General features: G+C 39.5%; 13 protein-coding genes and 1 pseudogene. 3 read left to right on the forward strand and 11 right to left on the reverse strand.

Annotated features, from left to right (window positions below; translation table 11 throughout):
* A pseudogene (locus IEV36_RS17975) lies at positions 1 to 2,765 on the reverse strand (ESPR domain-containing protein); the annotation flags it as partial.
* Positions 2,766 to 3,017: 252 nt separating this feature from the next.
* Here IEV36_RS17975 and IEV36_RS17980 point away from each other — a divergent pair.
* A complete protein-coding gene (locus IEV36_RS17980) occupies positions 3,018 to 4,106 on the forward strand; it encodes an AraC family transcriptional regulator (RefSeq protein WP_005255199.1) in 1,089 nt (362 codons plus the stop codon).
* A gap of 578 nt (positions 4,107 to 4,684) precedes the next feature.
* Here IEV36_RS17980 and IEV36_RS17985 read toward each other — a convergent pair.
* From IEV36_RS17985 to arsC, 5 genes are all read right to left on the reverse strand, one after another.
* Positions 4,685 to 5,299: a TetR/AcrR family transcriptional regulator gene (locus IEV36_RS17985; protein ID WP_005255201.1), complete on the reverse strand. Its 615-nt coding sequence runs from the start codon at positions 5,297 to 5,299 to the stop codon at positions 4,685 to 4,687.
* A 109-nt stretch (positions 5,300 to 5,408) separates the two neighbouring features.
* On the reverse strand, positions 5,409 to 6,803 hold the full coding sequence (locus IEV36_RS17990) for a hypothetical protein (protein WP_005255203.1): 1,395 nt from the start codon (positions 6,801 to 6,803) through the stop codon (positions 5,409 to 5,411).
* A 198-nt stretch (positions 6,804 to 7,001) separates the two neighbouring features.
* Positions 7,002 to 8,042 carry an ACR3 family arsenite efflux transporter gene (arsB, locus tag IEV36_RS17995; protein ID WP_004774500.1) on the reverse strand — a complete coding sequence of 347 codons (1,041 nt, stop codon included), beginning with the start codon at positions 8,040 to 8,042 and terminating at the stop codon, positions 7,002 to 7,004.
* A 5-nt stretch (positions 8,043 to 8,047) separates the two neighbouring features.
* Positions 8,048 to 8,368 carry a metalloregulator ArsR/SmtB family transcription factor gene (locus IEV36_RS18000; protein ID WP_005255205.1) on the reverse strand — a complete coding sequence of 107 codons (321 nt, stop codon included), beginning with the start codon at positions 8,366 to 8,368 and terminating at the stop codon, positions 8,048 to 8,050.
* Between the two features lie 41 nt (positions 8,369 to 8,409).
* Positions 8,410 to 8,835 carry an arsenate reductase (glutaredoxin) gene (gene arsC, locus IEV36_RS18005; RefSeq protein WP_005255207.1) on the reverse strand — a complete coding sequence of 142 codons (426 nt, stop codon included), beginning with the start codon at positions 8,833 to 8,835 and terminating at the stop codon, positions 8,410 to 8,412.
* Positions 8,836 to 9,078: 243 nt separating this feature from the next.
* Here arsC and IEV36_RS18010 point away from each other — a divergent pair, with 243 nt between their 5' ends.
* Positions 9,079 to 10,221: an alpha/beta fold hydrolase gene (locus IEV36_RS18010; RefSeq protein WP_005255209.1), complete on the forward strand. Its 1,143-nt coding sequence runs from the start codon at positions 9,079 to 9,081 to the stop codon at positions 10,219 to 10,221.
* A 58-nt stretch (positions 10,222 to 10,279) separates the two neighbouring features.
* On the opposite strand, the gene IEV36_RS18015 is transcribed toward IEV36_RS18010, so the two are convergent.
* From IEV36_RS18015 to IEV36_RS18035, 5 genes are all read right to left on the reverse strand, one after another.
* On the reverse strand, positions 10,280 to 12,346 hold the full coding sequence (locus IEV36_RS18015) for a putative bifunctional diguanylate cyclase/phosphodiesterase (protein WP_005255210.1): 2,067 nt from the start codon (positions 12,344 to 12,346) through the stop codon (positions 10,280 to 10,282).
* 439 nt (positions 12,347 to 12,785) lie between these two features.
* Positions 12,786 to 13,736 (reverse strand): hypothetical protein, encoded by a 951-nt coding sequence (locus tag IEV36_RS18020; RefSeq protein WP_004774490.1) that lies wholly within the window; start codon positions 13,734 to 13,736, stop codon positions 12,786 to 12,788.
* A gap of 89 nt (positions 13,737 to 13,825) precedes the next feature.
* On the reverse strand, positions 13,826 to 14,842 hold the full coding sequence (gene ilvC, locus IEV36_RS18025; protein ID WP_005255211.1) for a ketol-acid reductoisomerase: 1,017 nt from the start codon (positions 14,840 to 14,842) through the stop codon (positions 13,826 to 13,828).
* A gap of 125 nt (positions 14,843 to 14,967) precedes the next feature.
* The gene (ilvN, locus tag IEV36_RS18030) at positions 14,968 to 15,459 is read right to left on the reverse strand and encodes an acetolactate synthase small subunit (RefSeq protein WP_004655854.1); all 492 of its coding nucleotides are present in this window, start codon (positions 15,457 to 15,459) and stop codon (positions 14,968 to 14,970) included.
* Positions 15,459 to 17,183, reverse strand: a complete 1,725-nt coding sequence (locus tag IEV36_RS18035; protein ID WP_005255212.1) for an acetolactate synthase 3 large subunit — start codon at positions 17,181 to 17,183, stop codon at positions 15,459 to 15,461. Before IEV36_RS18035 ends, ilvN begins: the two co-directional genes overlap by 1 nt.
* 508 nt (positions 17,184 to 17,691) lie before the next feature.
* Here IEV36_RS18035 and IEV36_RS18040 point away from each other — a divergent pair.
* Complete coding sequence (locus IEV36_RS18040) at positions 17,692 to 18,030, forward strand: DUF4124 domain-containing protein (protein WP_005255213.1); 339 nt, start codon at positions 17,692 to 17,694, stop codon at positions 18,028 to 18,030.
* The last annotated feature ends 135 nt before the right edge of the window (positions 18,031 to 18,165 follow it).

The following is an 18,165-nucleotide window of genomic DNA, read 5'->3' on the forward strand; positions in this document are numbered from 1 at the left end:
GGGATTGACCGTTGAACCACCACCCAAGGCATCCGATACGCTTTGTGCTGTACCTGCCAATTGACTACCGTTGATCGCATCGGTTGAATCAGGATTGACATCACCTGCAGTCACGCCAGTGATTTTTCCTGTTGCACCATCGATGCTCACGTCACCCACTTTAACTGAATTGAACTCAACATCATCCGCTGTCGCAACGGTATAAATGGTTTGTCCATTTGCACCCGTTTCGCTTNTTCAGTTTTTGCTGCCGTTGTTGCACTGTCTAACTGGTCTTTATTAACTGCATCTGTACCTTCTGTACCTTCTGCAACATTGGTAATTTTATTACCTGCGGCATCGATACCAGACTTGGTCACACTTGGACCACCTGCAATCGTCATACCATCTGTATTAAGAACAGTATCGCCTGCAGTCACGCTATCCACTTTCAGGTCACGGTTCAGGCTGTACTTAATGTTGTTGCCTTCTTTCTCAACCTGTAAGTTTTCTTCTCCATCTGCCGTACCGATATCAACGGTATCGCCAGCTTTCACTGCGCCAGCATTTTCACCATTGGTCTGTAATGTCCAGCCTTTGTCGAGTTCAGCTAAAGCATCACCGACATTATTCATGTCGTTGCCATTAATATTATAAGTTGGATTTGAAACGGCCCCTGCTTCAGGGTCATAAGTAGAACCGCCACCTAACGCATTGGCTGTGCTTTCGCCTTGCTCATCCACCACACCTTTAACGTGTTTTAATTGACGCACATTCACAGCATCAGTGTCTTCTGCACCATCAGAAAGATGTTGAATACGACGTTCATTGCCTGCCGATCCAACAGAAACTACGGAAGCAGGTGCTGCTATTCCAGTTAAGAAACTGTCACCTGTTGCTGTAGAAGTAATGCTACCAGCACCTAAAGCAACATCATCTGCATTGGTCGCTACTGCATTTGAACCTAAAGCAATGCCTCGTGCTGCTTGTGCATTTGCTGAGTCACCTAATGCAATCGCACCTGCTTCTGCTGCTGTAGATGCGTTACCCAATGCAACTGAACCTTGACCAATCGCCTTGTTTTCATTACCAATTGCAATCGCGCCATTTGCAGCTTCTGTGGCATCATCATTGCCCGCGGCAGTATTATTTCGGCCGAGTGCAACTGCACCATTACCATTGGCATTATTTGGGTCACCAATCGCAACTGCACCATCGCCACGTGCCACCTGATCACGACCAATTGCAACGGCACCACCTTCTGAAGAAGCAGCATTGGCACTGGTTGCGCCAGAGCCCATCGCAACGTTCTGACCTGTGTCGCCTGTAGTTACACCATGACCAATCGCGATATTGTCAGTTGTGCCACTTGACGTTGCAGCATCACGGCCGATTGCAATGTCATTCTCGCCTTGTGCATTTGAATTTTCTCCAATAGCAACAGAAGAGTCACCTTCAGACTGAGCACCAGTACCAAGTGCTGTAGATTTTTCCCCCGTAGCTTTTACAAGTGCACCATAGCCAGTTGATAGCTGCCCACTCGCAATTGAGTTTGAACCAGCTACGGTCGCACCTACTGCGGAAGCATTTGCCTGATTACCTATTGCTGTTGTAAAGTCAGCAGTCGCTTTAGAACCATCACCTAAAGCACTAGCATATTGGGCAGTTGCTTCTGATAACGCCCCGAAGGCAGATGCTCCAAATGCTGTAGCCTTACTCTGTTGTCCGATGGCTGTGGTATTCTTGCCTTCAGCTCTAGCACCCTCACCCATTGCAGTGGCTGTATAAATGCGTCCGTTTTCTGTTACACCTTGGGCGTATGCTCCTTTTCCTATAGCAATATCCTGATCACCTTTTGCCTTAGACTCTGTACCAATCGCAATTGAATCAGCACCCTCCGCATTAGCAGCAGTCGCATCGTAGCTTGCACCACCCGTCCCACTACCAATCGCAATACCACGCACACCTTTGGTGGTCGCAGCATTACCCATCGCAATCCCCCCCGTAGCACCTGCTGCTACAGTTGCGGTATTTCCTTGTGCAATCGCAAAATCTGCATCAGCCCATGTACCTCGACCTATTGCAATGGCTGTGTTGCTGCGCGCTCGGTTATCCACTCCGATGACGACATTAGAGTTTCCAGCACTAGCATCATTACCAATTCCTAGCGCAGTGTTATAACCAGCTCCACCTGTGCGGTTTCCTTGTCCAATTGCAACATTATGAAAATTACCACCATCAGAAATGTTTGCATTTCCGACAACTGTAGCCCCACCCACACCTGTAATTCGATTACTTTTACCTATTGCTGTAGAAGCACCTGTAATACTAGTTGCTCCAGTAGGATAGTTATTACTTACATTTCCACCACGTCGGTTATTTAAACTTTGAGCAAAAGTCTCATCTGTCCCACTAATATTGTTACCACAGCCTACGGCTACTCCACTATTACCATTTACAGTAGCCTGCCCAACATTTCCACATTGCTGTCCAGTCGGAGAAATAGCCATGCTATTTCCACTACCATTATTACTCACACCTCCACCACCAGTATTTACAGCAGCAAAGGTTCCAGTACTCAAGAAAATCGAGCTAATGGTGAGTGCAATCAAGTTTGGTTTAAGATTTAAGAGTTTATTATTGTGTTGAAGAGATGAGGGCGAGAGCGCTGCAACTGTTTGAATTGTAGTTACATTACGTTTTTTTGTGACACCTCGTGCATTTTCAGAAACAACGGTCCATAAACTTAGACTCTTATTCCAGACTAAACGATATATTTTATTCATGATTATGTGCCTTAAAAGGGATCAAGCACATATAAATCTACTGAAATAAAACCTATACACATTTAACAATTAATACATTGTTTTAACAATTACGACATTTTTTTATCATTTTTTGCCCATTATTCCTCAAAGGAATATTAATAAACATTAAAAACTATCATAATTAACAAAATAGGACTTTGTTTCGTGAAAATATAAAAAATATAATAACCTAATGTATAAGGACGTTCAGGTTAGCATTTTATTTTTGCCATGAAAAAACAGTCACTTAATGTTCATAATGATTACCTAAAAATCCTTGTTGATACAGCCTGTAAGTTTGGGCTAACTAAAGGAGAAATCATCAGATATTGTCAAATTCCTTTGTCTTTGCTAACTGACGTCAATCAGAATGAACGTATCAATTTCAACCAGTGGATTGATATTGTGATTCGTCTGTTAGAACTCCTGCCAGAAAAAGGCTTAGGCTATCAGTTTGGTTTGAATTGCAAGCTTACCACCCATGGCGCACTGGGCTTTGCATTACTTACAAATAATACTATTGGTAAAATGCTTATTGATTTGCAAAAATATTATAATATGCGCCTACATAAAATGGATTTATCCATTTTAAACAAAAACAATAGAGTTATTATCCGCCTCAACCCACTTTACCAACTACCCAGCTACCTAAATGAAAGCAAAAAAAATATTATTAATAAGTTTTTTTTTGAAAGTGCATTAATTGATATTGTGAATAACCTTCAACTCATTACCAACTATAATTTAACTGGCATAAATATCAATGTAAATTGGGGACCTGTTAACTATCATAAAATTTATGAAAAGCGTTTACCGATTATTCATTTTAATGAAGAATATAACCAGATCAGCTTTGATACCAAGTGTTTGGATTTACCTCTAACGTTTAGCTCACCTACTGCTTATATGATTGCAATGGAACTGGTCAATAAAGAATACCTTTTCTATCAAGACCAAGATAACAAGATTATTTTAAAGGTAAATCAACAACTTAAATTCACACCCGGTTTTGGTTTTCCGAGCTTAACGGATGTCGCGACAAAGTTAAAAATTTCTGAAAGAACGTTAAAGCGAGAACTATCAAGCGCCAATACAACATTCTCATCCTTGCTACAATCCAAAAAATTTGAGTTAGCTAAAAAGTTAATTAACTCGAACCGAAATATTCAGGAAATATCAGATTTATTGGGTTATAGCCATATTAGTGCTTTTTCAAGAGCATTTATTGGCTGGACAGGTAAAAAACCAAGTGATTATATTCGTGAGCAAAGAGTCTCTTTTAAAGACTACTACTTAAAGCAATCTAAAAAAATCTCTTGATTAAAACCTTAAAGCAGAAGCAAAATTTAAGAAAAAAATTAAAAACAATTTTGCTTCTAAAAATAGACACATTATGCTTTTATAACCCAAAACCCTTTAATTAAAAAATAAATAGCAATATAATTATGATGCAACCTCCTTTTCACCTCAGCATTTTTCGTTAGCTGAGGTTTTTTTATGGCTAAAGTATTTGTATGAAATTCATACATGCTAGATAAAAATTTTAAACAATCTCAATATTCATCAATCAAATTAAGAAATCTATTTTATTCTTCTTTTTTCAGCTCTTATTTTCACACCATGATTTTAGATCTTTTATTCTATTACTCAATTAATGAAAAAAATTAAATTATCTCCCACAATCTGTCTAACTCAACAGCACTAAATAAGATCGACAGAACCAAAAACAACAGAGAAAATCTTATTAATATTTTACAATCGTTTAATTTAACCATTTGGTAAAATAAAAACCAAGACTACAAAACAGGCAGATTATTCCCATTTCGGTTTATCAAACTTTAAATTCGATAAAAAATGATAAGCCCAATTTTAACAATCTATATATTTGCGATTTAAAATCAATAAGTATGATTTGCTTTGAAACGTATTGCCCCCTCAATATAATCTTTTAAATATTTACCAATCAATCGATGATCTTTCACATTGGTTGGCCAGAAATGTTCAAGCCCAATGTCACTAATAATATTTAAGATTGTATTGAAGGTGAACAACACTTTGAGCGATAGCGCATCCTGCTCTGCTTCAGGTAAAGCAAGCATTAAAAGTTCAACTGCTTTATTTGAAATGGGTACCAGTGTCTTGGCAACAATCATTCGCCCCTCATCTCCTGCACTTATTGTCTTGGAGAAGAATTTCAAATAATGAATACCATTTTCCTGTAAGAGGATGTTGACCATAGGCTTCATGAGCGCATCGACAACATCTGAGACTTGTGCCTGTTCTGGCTGTATTGCATTGAGCAAAGCCAAGCTATCATTGACGTAAGGTTGCATCACATGTGCCAATGCAGCTTCGACCAATCCCCACTTATTTTTGAAGTGATAGTAAAGTGCAGATTTATTTGCAACCCCAGCAGTTTCATTTATTTTCTGAACAGAAAGCGTTTCAACATTGTTCTGCGAAAAAAGAACAATAGCTGCTTCGATCAGCTTCTCTTTCGTTTGATTGGTCATGCTATTTCACAGGGAAAGATTTGAATCGATTACTTTTATATCATAAGGCATCAAAATTAAACCAATCTTTCAACAAGATTGGTTTAATGCGTGAGATAGATGTAACAGCTTAAACACAGCCTTTGTCTTCAAAAGCAGCTTTAGAGGTATAGCGAATATCTGGTAAGTAATCCCCCATCACTGTTTTTTCATCACCCCATGCTTTAACATTTTGCACGGCGTGCTTAAATTCAGGATCAGGTAATAAATTACGCATGATCAATAGACCAAAGTCAGGATGTCCAAATGCTTTTCCATCTTCCGCAGTATAGCCTGAACCTCTCGGACTGAGCTCAAGGAAATATACACCACATTCTTCACGTGCATTTGCAGGTCTGTCTTCGGCTAAAGATGCGACAATGGTGTAGAACCCATCTTTATCAACTTTCTGAATATTTTCATCATATAGGCAATAATTGGTTGCTGTGGTAATCACTTCATTGGTACAAATCGACCAATAACGTACATCCGTTTTTTTCACAAACTGATCATTATTAAAGGTTTTTTCTGTAGTTGGCATTTTAGCTCGTAGCTCAATTACTTTACCCAGTCTACGACTGGTTGCTGCAAACACGTATTCATTGTCTGGTGTCGCCCAATAGTTAAGTTTCGGCGTAACCGTTAAACCTTCACACTTTTCTAAAGGTTGCTTGGTCACTGGATCAAACTTATAAGTACATTTAAAATTATCTAAACCACTAAAAGCCTTGTACCACTTCGGTTCCTGTTGTGCAGGAAAACCTTCATAACGATTTTGATTGAATGCAGCTAAAGTCGCTTGTAAAGGCAATGTTGTCGTACGATCAATCGGCCCTTGCTTGACCTGTAAGATATTACAAACCTCTTTGCCCTTTTTCACTTCACCATTGGCAAGCTGAACTTTAAAACGTGGAAAACTTACATTGCCTTTCTCATTCATATTTTTGTTAGGAACATAGACACGATATAAAATGGCAACTTTATTATCGGCTGTTTTAGGCGCATAAAGGGTGTTTTTGGCTGGTGTAGCAGGTAAGTCTGCCAGTTGTAATTGTGCTGAATATGCTCGGTCTTTTCCTAATCGATTATTTCCTTCTACAAAAGGATTGGTCGCCCCTTGATTTGGTTCAATCGCCCGATCAAGCAACGAATTGACCCGCTCTCCTTTTGCGGTATAGCTAACCAGAGAAAAATGACGAGAATAAGGATAATCTCCATCAATCATCACTTTGGCACCTTCTGGTACCGTAAACTCAGATGACCAGTAATTTACATTGGTATCTGGAAATGCAAAATTAAGTGGATCTTCACCAGTATGTGATTTACTGGTAACCGAGTTTTGCCACATACAATCAGTGAGTTCAGTAACTGGAGGTGGCGGATTGCTGGCCGAACTTGAATGATCATTGTCATTGCATGCAGTTAGCCCAGCAGAACCCATCACCGTTAAAAAAATTGCCGTTTTTACTTTATTGCGTTTTTCCATAAATTTTTCCTTTTTAATCAATTTCTAATGAACCTATCCACTGGTTTCATACTTATGATTTTGGATTTTTTTCACTTAAGATCTAATCCATCTAGATTAAAATAATAATCCAAATGGATTAAATTTCAAGCGATTTACAATTTATGTCAAAAATAAAATTTAGCTGATTGAATTTTTTAACTTTTTTTAATATTTCTTTTAGGCGCTTGATTGAGGAAATAATCTCTTTCTTAACCACAAAGACACACTGACCAACGCAATCAACACAGGAACTTCAACCAATGGGCCAATCACCGTTGTAAAAGCCACTGGTGAAGCCAAGCCAAATGTTGCAATCGCAACGGCAAGGGCCAGTTCGAAATTATTCCCCGCAGCGGTAAAAGATATTGCTGTTGTTTTGGGATAATCATTCCCCATCCATTTGCTCATAAAAAAGCTAATGAAGAACATTACAACAAAGTAAATTGTCAGCGGAATAGCAATACGGATCACATCTAAAGGCAGGCTAATCACCTCACCACCTTTCAGGCTAAACATAGCGACAATCGTGAACAGCAAAGCCAATAAACTAAATGGACTAATCTTGGGAATAAAATGATGCTGATACCATTCCAGCCCTTTAGTTTTCACCAAAACCAAACGAGTCATAAATCCAAGAAAAAATGGAATCCCTAAATAAACCAGTACGGCATGGGTAATTGTCCAGAAATCGACATGGATCACTTGTCCTGCAATACCAAAATACGGCGGTAAGACACTCAGAAATAACCAGGCATAGGTACTAAAAAATAGAATCTGAAACACGCTATTAAAGGCTACAAGAGCAGCGACATACTGGTTGTCACCACAGGCCAAATCATTCCAGACCAAAACCATCGCAATACAACGCGCCAAACCAATAAGAATGAGTCCCGTCATATATTCAGGATAATGATGCAAAAAAATAATCGCCAGACCAAACATCAAACTTGGTGCAATCAGCCAGTTCTGTATCAAAGATAAGCTCAGCGTCTTTTTATCTTTAAATACCTCGGGCAGGCTTGCATAGTCCACTTTTGCCAAAGGAGGATACATCATCAAAATCAGTCCGATTGCAATCGGAATATTGACCGAATCAACATGCATCCGATCCAAAGCAATAGAGGCTTGTGGGAAAAATACGCCTATTGCAACGCCTAAGCCCATTGCAAGAAAAATCCACACGGTCAGATGACGATCTAAAAAGGATAACTTTTTCATAGGTTTTATTCGCAACAGCTTTTGCGATCTAAGCGTTGTAATTGAGGGAAAATTGTTGTGTGCTGTAACTTCAAAACGTCAAAGATTTCGTTACACCAACTTGGTAAATGGGCCGCAATACTGTAGTACACCCATTGTCCCTGACGGCGATCTTGTAATATTCCACTTGCACGTAATAAAGCTAAATGGCGAGAGATCTTTGGCTGGCTTAATTGTAATTTTTCAGTTAAATCACAGACGCATAATTCTTTATGCTCCGCAACGAGCATCACAATACTCAGCCTTGTTTCATCCGATAAGCATTTAAAAAAATTGACGGCATCCATCTCTATCTCCGACTTAAATTATTCATTTCATTTATCAGGGTTTACTGGATACGCTGTCCATTTTCATCAATGATCTGCTCGCCATCTTCTTTATAAAAAGCACCTTTTTGGGCAAGCGCTAAAATGTCGAGTACAACTTCTGACGGACGACAAAGGCGGGTTCCCGTTGGGGTCACTACAAAAGGACGATTGATCAGAATTGGATGCTCAAGCATAAACTGGATCAGTTGTTCATCCGTCCAGTCATCACGATCCAAGTTCAGCGCATGATAGGGCTCGACATTTTTTCGAATCGCATCTCGTACAGTTAACTGCGCATCCTGAATCAGTTGTACCAATTCATTTTGTGTCGGGGGATGAATTAAATATTCAATGATGATGGGTTCAATTCCAGTATTTCGAATCAACGCCAAGGTATTACGAGAAGTTCCACAAGCAGGATTGTGATAAATCTTGATTTCTGCCATGAGAAAGACATCCAAAGAATAATATAATCTTTATATATGACTATCCATATATATGCAACTACATATATATTAAATTCTATTATTTCTAATCAAATCAATCCTCCTCACCTTTTTGGGCCAGACGCTTTATAGAAAATTGATCATTTTGGAATATAAGTTAAGCAATTGAGTCACTGAGCTGCCGCACTTTTTCTTCTAATATGCCGCTACTGAATAGTAATAGCTTAACGTTTTAGGTTCACAATGACTCAATTGCCAAAAGCGAAACGTACTTTGTTGAGTACACAAACGGCGAAAAGAATTTTGCATAGCCGTAAAAGCCACCAAGCACGTCATATCTTTGCAAATGCCGTAGATCGTGTCTTTCGTGGACAACAGCTTGCCCTTTCAGGCAAGACACCTTTTGACATCGTCTATCAACGTGAAATTATCAGCTTGCGTCACTACACCACGGATCATACGACAGCAAAACATCGAATTCCTCTAGTCATTGTGCCTCCCCTTGCAGCCAACATGCTGATCTATGATTTATTTCCAAATCGTAGTTTAGTCCGTTATTTTCTTGCACAAGGTTTTGATGTTTATTTAATTGATTGGGGTACACCGAGTCTGCGACAGGCAAAATATAATCTCGGTACTTATGTCAAAACCTTTATGCCAGATTTTATTGAACAGATCCGCCAGCATAGCGGTCAACAACAACTTTCACTCTATGGGTGGAGTTTAGGTGGCGCACTTTCTCTTTGCTACACCTCTCTCTTTAAAGATAAAAATATTCAAAATATCGTGATTCTGGCATCACCCATTAATACGCATAAATCAGGTTATATGGGCAAGTTTTATCAAAAACTGACTGCACCCGCGCAATGGATTCGTAGCAATACCAAGTTCCGTATCTATCAGGTACCCAGTCGCGTCTTCCATATCCACGGCTGGCAAAATACCTTGGGATTTAAACTGACCGATCCGATTGGAAACTTTAAGAATTACTGGGAACTGGTTAAGAATCTGAATGACCGTCAGTTTGTGATTAATCACGCGACTTCCAGCTCTTTTGTCGACAATATGCTGGCTTACCCTGGCGGTGTCATGCGCGATATCATTTTACGTTTCTGGATTGATAATGAACTTTCCACTGGAACGGTTAAATTCGGCGAGCAAACCGCGAATCTAAAAGATATTGATTGTTCAGTACTGGCAGTAGGTGGAAGCACCGATATTATTGTAACTGCTGAGGCGGTACGTCCGCTGATGGATTTAATTAGCAGTACCGATAAACAATTTGAAATCGTCCCTGGCGGACATATGGGACTGGTCTCAGGTAATCAGGCACCCCTTTCCGTTTGGCCCGTAGTCACCAAGTGGTTGGCACAACGTTCTGATTAATTATTTCAGCAAGATCAGGCTGTAAGGTTTAAATAACCGAGCAGCCTATATAAATAACTCAGGCAAAATGCTGCTGGCGATGTAGCACCAGACTTTCAACATTTACGGGTGTTCCCAACAAATAGCCTTGTAACTGATTGCAGCCTAAACTAGTCAAGATATCGGCTTGTTGTTGCGTTTCTACGCCTTCTGCGGTCACAGTCAAACCCAGCTTTGCTGCTAAATGGATAATGCTTTCCAAAATCGCTTCTTCTTTTGAATTCGGCTGCAAGTCAATCAAAAAGCCCCGATCAATTTTAAGCTCATCCACAGGTAAATCTTTTAAATACAGGAAACTCGAATAACCTGTCCCAAAATCATCAATGGCGATACGAATCCCCAGCTTACGCAAGCGTTCCAGCGTACGGATACTGGAATCAATATGATGCATCGCAGTTGATTCGGTAATTTCAAGGATCAAATGATGTGGCTGGATTTGATACTGCTCGAGCAGTTGTTCCAGTACGCTAAATAACTTTTTATTTTCAAACTGAAGAGCCGACAGATTAACTGCTATCGGGTAAAATGCACTGTTATTTCGTTCCCATTTCTGGATCTGCTGACAGGCTTGCTCGAGTGCCCAGTATCCCATTGGAATAATCAAACCGGTTTTTTCTGCCCCTTCGATAAACATTTGCGGCGTTAACAATCCTAAACTTGGATGTTTCCAGCGAATCAAGGCTTCGACACCACAGACTTCGTAGTTGGCCGTAAATTTAGGCTGGTAAAATAAAACAAATTGCTGCTCATCGACCGCTTTATATAAATCATTAATCAATTTGGACTGACTGCGGACATCGTGCTGGTCAGACATTGAATGGAACATGGTATAGGTATTACGGCCCTGCTCTTTGGAGATCAGCATCGCTACATCAGCATTAATTAAAATGTCCTGCACATTTGTGGCATGTTCAGGATACATGGCAATCCCGACACTGGCAGAGATATTGATATCTTTGGTCGCAATTAAATAGGTTTCCTGAATGTAATGCAGAATATTTTCTGCAAGCTGCATCGCTTCATTGATATCCGTATTTTCAGCGATTAAAACAAACTCATCACCACCAATCCGAAACAGCTTATGGCGGCTATTGTCTAATTTATTATGCAAACGGTTCGCCATCTGAATCAGAAGCTGATCACCGATATGATGCCCGAAAGCATCATTCACCGACTTGAAACGGTCTAGATCGATATATAAAAAAGCCGCTTTTTGTTCATGCAGACGATGGTGACTAAATACGACTTCAGCATAATCAGTCAGAAATAAACGATTGGGTAATTTTGTCAGTGCATCGTGTAAGGACTGTGTAGCCAACTCTTTATTAATTTTTGTGAGCTGTTCATTGCGTTCTTCCAGACGTGCTTCCAACACAGCAACTGCAAAACCTGCAACAAAAACCAGACTGGTAATAAAAATAATGGTAAAGAGTAAAACGCTTTGTTCGGTCTGATCCGAGGTCAGGATTTGAGCCAGACTTTCATCAAAATAGGTGGCTGCCATGCCCGTATAATGCATGCCAACAATACTAAATGCCATCAGGACAGCGATGATTGCTTTAAGTAAAGTTCGATATTTGACAGCGCTTTTATATTTGAAAATGAAAAAGAAACTTAAACCAGAACCACTAATCGCAATGAGTACCGAACAAATCACCAACAGTGGATCATAATGCATGCGGTGGTGTTCAACCGTTAACGCCAGCATGCCGGTGTAATGCATACCCGATATTCCAAGGCCCATAAAAACGGCACCGAGAATCAAACGGGGCAATGGTAACGTGGGTCGTGAGGTTAACCATACTGCAAAAATGGAAGCCACCGCACCCACCAGATAAGACAGTACGGTTAAATTAACATCAAAATGATACCCTTCTGGCAAATGGCTAGCCAGCATTCCCACAAAGTGCATTGACCATATCGCTAATCCCAAGATTAACCCACTCGCCACTAAAATGCTTTTTTCAAATTTTTTATAAGCAACTTTAAAAACGAGTTCTTCCATTGAAACTGCAGCATAGCATGTCGCTATTGCAACCAAAATGGAAACGATGACCAATGTGCTATCGTAATCAACGTGAACCATAAAGGACTTCCATGATTATTCAGTACTTTTTTTTATTTGATGAGCAAAAATGCTCGAAATCCGAACGACCTTCCACACCCCAAAAAGCAATGAATCTGTGATTCATAAACTTTCCTTAACAATAGCATCATCTCACATAAGGTCAAGTCCTTTTCACTTTATAAATCAATAGAATAAAAGCAAATGTTAAATTCAAGCCGATGAAAAACCTTATTTTTTTATTTCAACTATTTCCTAGAGACCCATTTATCTTTATCAGCGTTTATTTAATTTTCACTTTATTGATTTTTATTTTTTTTCAATCGTATCTCTATGCAAAAATCATAGCGCATTGTTATTCTCAATCAGTGATCAATCTCTCATAAAAAATACTTAAAACTCAAACAATACTAATCTGATTTTTTGCCCATATTGTTATAACTCTGTTATTAATCGCCTCTTATATATTTCTAATCTCAGAAATGTATAACGGCTTTTGCTTTGTACAATAGACTTCTATACCAAATTTTGTAATTAATGCTACTAATGAAGGCACTATCATAGAAATTCCAAAACCTATCTCACTTAAGCAACTCACAACAGCAGTAACAATATATTTTTTGTCTAGTACCACTTGTAAACCATTATTAAACCAAGCTTTATATATTTCACTTTCAGGATTACATAATGAATTATATAAAACACGTTTTACCGACTCAAAGACGGTTAAACCCACTTCTTTATCTTTAATTTTCTGATCTGGGCTTGGCAAGGCTAATCTTTCTGTGAATGTTAATTGTTTCGTTGAATAGTCATGAACTATATAAATTAGGTCTTTAGTTGATTGTGGAGAAACTTTCCCAATCTGACTAAAAATCTCATCTTCAGATAAAGTTCGAATAATTTTAATAGCTTCTTTTTCAATTTCTTCAGGATTTAAATAGAACTCGTCAAATCCAGTTAAAGTTGCTAAAGCAACTTCTTCATTAAACCTATTTATAATTTCAAAGTGAAAAATTTCTCTAGTTCTTTCTGTTTTTATAACAGTATGATTCACTAAGACTTCTTTAATATATTTTTTTGCACCATCGACATCTTTCATTCTTAGATGGCAAATTGCCAATAATGAAATAGTCTCTAAATAGAGTCTAGTATTTTTATTGATAACTAAAATATTTGAATTCAATAGTGATAGAGCAGACTTAGTATCGTTCAATTCAATTGCTAATTCACATAATTTATTCTTAGCTTGTACTAATCTAACAAAATGTTTTGTTGGTCTTAATAAGCCTTGAATCTCGATTACTACTTCTTTCGCAAATTTATAATTCTGTTCATTTATCGCTCGGTTTAATCTTGGCTCCAAAACCTTTAATCTGTTTTTTTGTAGATCTGTTAACGGTAAACTCATTATCCACCCAAAACTAATTATTTAATCTTAAATATATAAAACCCTGCTAAGGCAGGGTTTTATAACACAAAATCATTTAATTAGAAAAATTAATTTTTCTCTTTATCTACGATTTTGTTTGCTTGAATCCAAGGCATCATCGCACGTAATTTAGCACCAGTTACTTCGATGCCATGTGCTGCGTTTTGACGACGACGAGCAGTCATTGATGGATAGTTCAATGCACCTTCCTGAATGAACATCTTCGCATATTCACCAGACTGGATACGTTTCAATGCATTACGCATTGCTTCACGAGACTGTTCATTGATGACTTCAACGCCAGTTACGTATTCGCCATATTCAGCATTGTTCGATACTGAATAGTTCATGTCAGCGATACCGCCTTCGAACATCAAGTCAACGATTAACTTAAGTTCGTGTAAGCATTCGAAGTAAGCCATTTCTGGTGCATAACCAGCTTCAACCAAAGTTTCGAAGCCCATTTTAACCAATTCAACAGCACCACCACAAAGAACTGCTTGCTCACCGAATAAGTCAGTTTCAGTTTCTTCTTTGAATGAAGTCTGGATAATACCGGTACGACCACCACCTACGCCAGAAGCATAAGAAAGCGCCACGTTACGTGCATTACCAGAAGCATCTTGATGGATTGCGATAAGATCAGGAACACCTGAACCACGTTGGTATTCTGAACGAACTGTATGACCTGGTGCTTTCGGTGCAACCATGATCACATCTAGATCTTTACGTGGAACAACTTGGTTATAAAGAATAGAGAAACCATGAGCAAATGCTAAAGTTGCACCTTCTTTGATGTTCGGTTCAATAACGTCACGATAAAGTTGAGATTGGAATTCGTCTGGAGTCAAGATCATGACTAAGTCAGCTTGCGCTACAGCAGCTGGAACTTCAGATACTTTAAGACCAGAATTTTCAGCTTTTTTCCAAGATGCTGAACCAGCACGTAAACCAACAGTTACGTCTACGCCAGAGTCTTTCAAGTTAAGTGCGTGTGCATGACCTTGTGAACCATAACCAATGATTGCAACTTTCTTGCCTTGGATGATAGATAAGTCACAGTCTTTATCGTAAAAAATTTGCATCTGTTTACTCCGCTAAAATTGTTGTCATTTCCCTTGTTCTGCAAGGACAGATCTTTTGTTGGCTCCCCCAGGATTACCGTTCTGGATGATCCCCCCTCTTTACAAAGAGGGGTTGGGGGAGATTTTTAAATTGTTAAAACTTTTTCGCCGCGTGCGATACCTGATACACCAGAGCGAACCACTTCAAGAATGGTATTTTCTGCGAGCGCATCAATAAAACCATCAATCTTTTCAGTCGTACCCGCAATCTGAATCGTATAGGTCGTCGGTGTAACATCTACGATTTGCGCACGGAAGATGTCAGCTGTACGTTTGATTTCCGCACGCGCTGCACCCAATGCCTTGACCTTAATCAGCATCAATTCACGTTCAATGTGTGAACCTTCTGACAGGTCAACCACTTTTACAACTTCAACCAGTTTGTTGAGCTGTTTGGTGATTTGCTCGATTTTATGATCGTCACCATAAGTGGTTAAAGTCAGACGAGATAAAGTTTCATCTTCAGTTGGCGCAACATTGAGGGTTTCAATGTTGTAGCCACGTTGGCTGAAAAGACCAACAAGACGAGAAAGCGCACCAGCCTCGTTTTCAACGAGTACAGAAATAATATGTCTCATTATGTACGCTCCCCTTTACCTAACCACATATCCTTCATGGACTGACCAGCAACCAGCATTGGGTATACATGTTCAGTACGGTCTACCATGACATTAATGAATACACATTTATCATTAATTGCCATCGCTTCAGCTAATTTAGATTCCAGCTCATCTGCGTGGTTAATCTGAATGCCAACGTGACCATAAGCTTCCATTAACTTGGCAAAGTCAGGTAATGAATCTACATAAGAACTTGAATGACGTCCTTCATAGTTCATGTCCTGCCACTGTTTCACCATGCCCAGCGCTTGGTTATTCAAGCAGAGAATTTTCACATTCAAGCCATATTGCTTACATGTTGATAATTCTTGAATACACATCTGGATTGATGCTTCACCTGTAATACAAACCACTTGCTGGTCAGGGAATGCAAGCTTTGCAGCCATCGCATACGGTAAACCAACACCCATGGTGCCCAAGCCGCCAGAGTTGATCCATTGGCGTGGACGTTTGTATTTGTAGTAATTGGCACCGAACATTTGATGCTGGCCTACGTCAGAAGTAATAATCGCTTCACCATTGGTCACACGATCAAGTGCTTCAACCACTTGCTGCGGCTTCATCACACCATTCTGGCCTGCTTCATAACGTAAACCATGTACTTTGCGCCACTCATTAATCTGAGACCACCATTCCGCAATTGCTTCAGGGTTTGGCTTCGATACATTCATCTGTTTCAGCTGCGCTAACATTTCTTGAAGCACTGGCTCTACTGCACCCACGATCGGGATGTGCGCCATAATGGTTTTCGAAATTGCTGCTGGGTCTACATCAATATGAATGACTTTTGCATTGGTACAGAATTTTGCAGGGTTATTGGTTACACGGTCATCGAAACGTGCGCCAATTGCCAGAATTACATCTGCATTATGCATCGCCATATTGGCTTCATAGGTACCATGCATCCCTAACATACCCACGAACTGTGGATCATCGCCTGGGAAAGCACCTAAGCCCATTAAGGTATTTGTTACTGGATAGCCAAGTAAATGTGCCAGCTCAGTCAATAAGCCAGAAGCATTGCCCTGAACAACACCACCACCGGTATAAATGATCGGGCGTTTTGCAGAAATCAGTTCATCAATCGCTTTGCGAATTTGACCTGAATGACCACGTGAAGGCGGCTGATATGAGCGCATCTTCACTTTTTCAGGATATTCGTAGGCAAATTTTTCTGCTGGATTGGTTGCATCCTTTGGAATATCAACCACAACTGGACCTGGACGGCCAGATGCAGCAATATAGAATGCTTTCTTGATAATTGCAGGAATTTCGCTAGCGTGACGCACCTGGAAACTATGTTTTACGATTGGACGAGAAATACCAACCATATCTGTTTCTTGGAACGCATCTTCACCAATCAGATGGCTTGCAACCTGGCCAGACAAAATCACCATTGGGATTGAGTCCATGTAGGCTGTAGCAATTGGAGTGACGGTATTGGTCGCGCCTGGTCCTGAGGTGACCAGTACTACACCAGTTTTACCCGTTACGCGTGAGTATGCATCTGCCATATGACCAGCAGCTTGCTCATGACGCACGAGGTAATGGTTAATTTTGTCTTGTTGAAATAGCGCATCGTAAATATGTAATACAGCGCCGCCTGGATACCCAAAAACATGCTCTACGCCTTCGTCCGCGAGGGCACGAACGAGCATTTCACCACCAGATAAAAGTTCCAACGTGATTCACCCTAGTGTTAGCACAATTTATGGGAGACATAAATTGTGTGTTATTCATTAACTTTTGCACTTCTTATAAGTGTGCGTATTCTACTCGTTTTTGCTGTAATAGGAAAAATTTTCTGAGACTCATCAGCCGTATAAACTTGATGACATCTCGAATCAAAATATGCTGGGATAAGCAAATTTCAAAAAATCATTCTCTCGGCTAGAAAGAATGTCCATTACAAGCCATGACATTTATTCGAAGGGTGATCAAATAAGCGCATATAAAACTTAAGAATGCATTCTTGTTTCTTTCATAAGCAAAGTCAAGAACAAAGAAAAGGTTTTTAACGAATATTTTTTAGCTGTTGTTTTTTTAAACACATTTCACGGAATAATTTGGTCTTTTTAAACGTCCTTTTGTCAAAAAACTGTTTTCTTTTTAAGTAAAAATAGGCATTGTAAACGACTCAATTCAGCATTTTGATCGAATATAAACAGCATTCTCTTGGGGAGATCAAATATGAAATCATCTTATTTAAAATCAAGCTTATACACATTCGCAACAACAGCAATATTATTGTGTTCAAGCCAGAACCATGCACAGCAATATTATAAATGGATGGATGCCAATGGCTCGACCCATTACACCACAACACCGCCACCGAAAGGTGCCAAAAGACTGGATAAAGTTTCAACTTATGGCAGCAGTCATCAAGTGAAACAAAATCCTTCTCAGCAGGATAATGCAACGACTAACCCGAATACTGCATCCCCAGTACCTCAAGTTGAACCTCAAGTGCCAGCAAATACTGTCAAACCACAAACTCCACCTGCAAACACACCACAATCTGTTCATTAAACCGTGTACTGATCTGCAAGCGACTTTTAAGACAGGTGAGCTTGCAGATAAAATCCCGATCTAAAAACTGACATTTCCTACAATTTTGCGCTATGCTGTGCAGCAATCTTAACTTTACTTTTTTGTTGTATCGCA

The sequence above is a fragment of the Acinetobacter vivianii genome (assembly GCF_014635885.1).
GTDB lineage: Bacteria > Pseudomonadota > Gammaproteobacteria > Pseudomonadales > Moraxellaceae > Acinetobacter > Acinetobacter vivianii.

What these genes read in the sequence shown, in the direction of transcription:
- IEV36_RS17980 (WP_005255199.1), top strand. Translation starts at nt 3,018, where the DNA reads ATGAAAAAACAGTCACTTAATGTTCATAATGATTACCTAAAAATCCTT.
- IEV36_RS17985 (WP_005255201.1), bottom strand. Translation starts at nt 5,299, where the DNA reads ATGACCAATCAAACGAAAGAGAAGCTGATCGAAGCAGCTATTGTTCTT.
- IEV36_RS17990 (WP_005255203.1), bottom strand. Translation starts at nt 6,803, where the DNA reads ATGGAAAAACGCAATAAAGTAAAAACGGCAATTTTTTTAACGGTGATG.
- arsB (WP_004774500.1), bottom strand. Translation starts at nt 8,042, where the DNA reads ATGAAAAAGTTATCCTTTTTAGATCGTCATCTGACCGTGTGGATTTTT.
- IEV36_RS18000 (WP_005255205.1), bottom strand. Translation starts at nt 8,368, where the DNA reads ATGGATGCCGTCAATTTTTTTAAATGCTTATCGGATGAAACAAGGCTG.
- arsC (WP_005255207.1), bottom strand. Translation starts at nt 8,835, where the DNA reads ATGGCAGAAATCAAGATTTATCACAATCCTGCTTGTGGAACTTCTCGT.
- IEV36_RS18010 (WP_005255209.1), top strand. Translation starts at nt 9,079, where the DNA reads ATGACTCAATTGCCAAAAGCGAAACGTACTTTGTTGAGTACACAAACG.
- IEV36_RS18015 (WP_005255210.1), bottom strand. Translation starts at nt 12,346, where the DNA reads ATGGTTCACGTTGATTACGATAGCACATTGGTCATCGTTTCCATTTTG.
- IEV36_RS18020 (WP_004774490.1), bottom strand. Translation starts at nt 13,736, where the DNA reads ATGAGTTTACCGTTAACAGATCTACAAAAAAACAGATTAAAGGTTTTG.
- ilvC (WP_005255211.1), bottom strand. Translation starts at nt 14,842, where the DNA reads ATGCAAATTTTTTACGATAAAGACTGTGACTTATCTATCATCCAAGGC.
- ilvN (WP_004655854.1), bottom strand. Translation starts at nt 15,459, where the DNA reads ATGAGACATATTATTTCTGTACTCGTTGAAAACGAGGCTGGTGCGCTT.
- IEV36_RS18040 (WP_005255213.1), top strand. Translation starts at nt 17,692, where the DNA reads ATGAAATCATCTTATTTAAAATCAAGCTTATACACATTCGCAACAACA.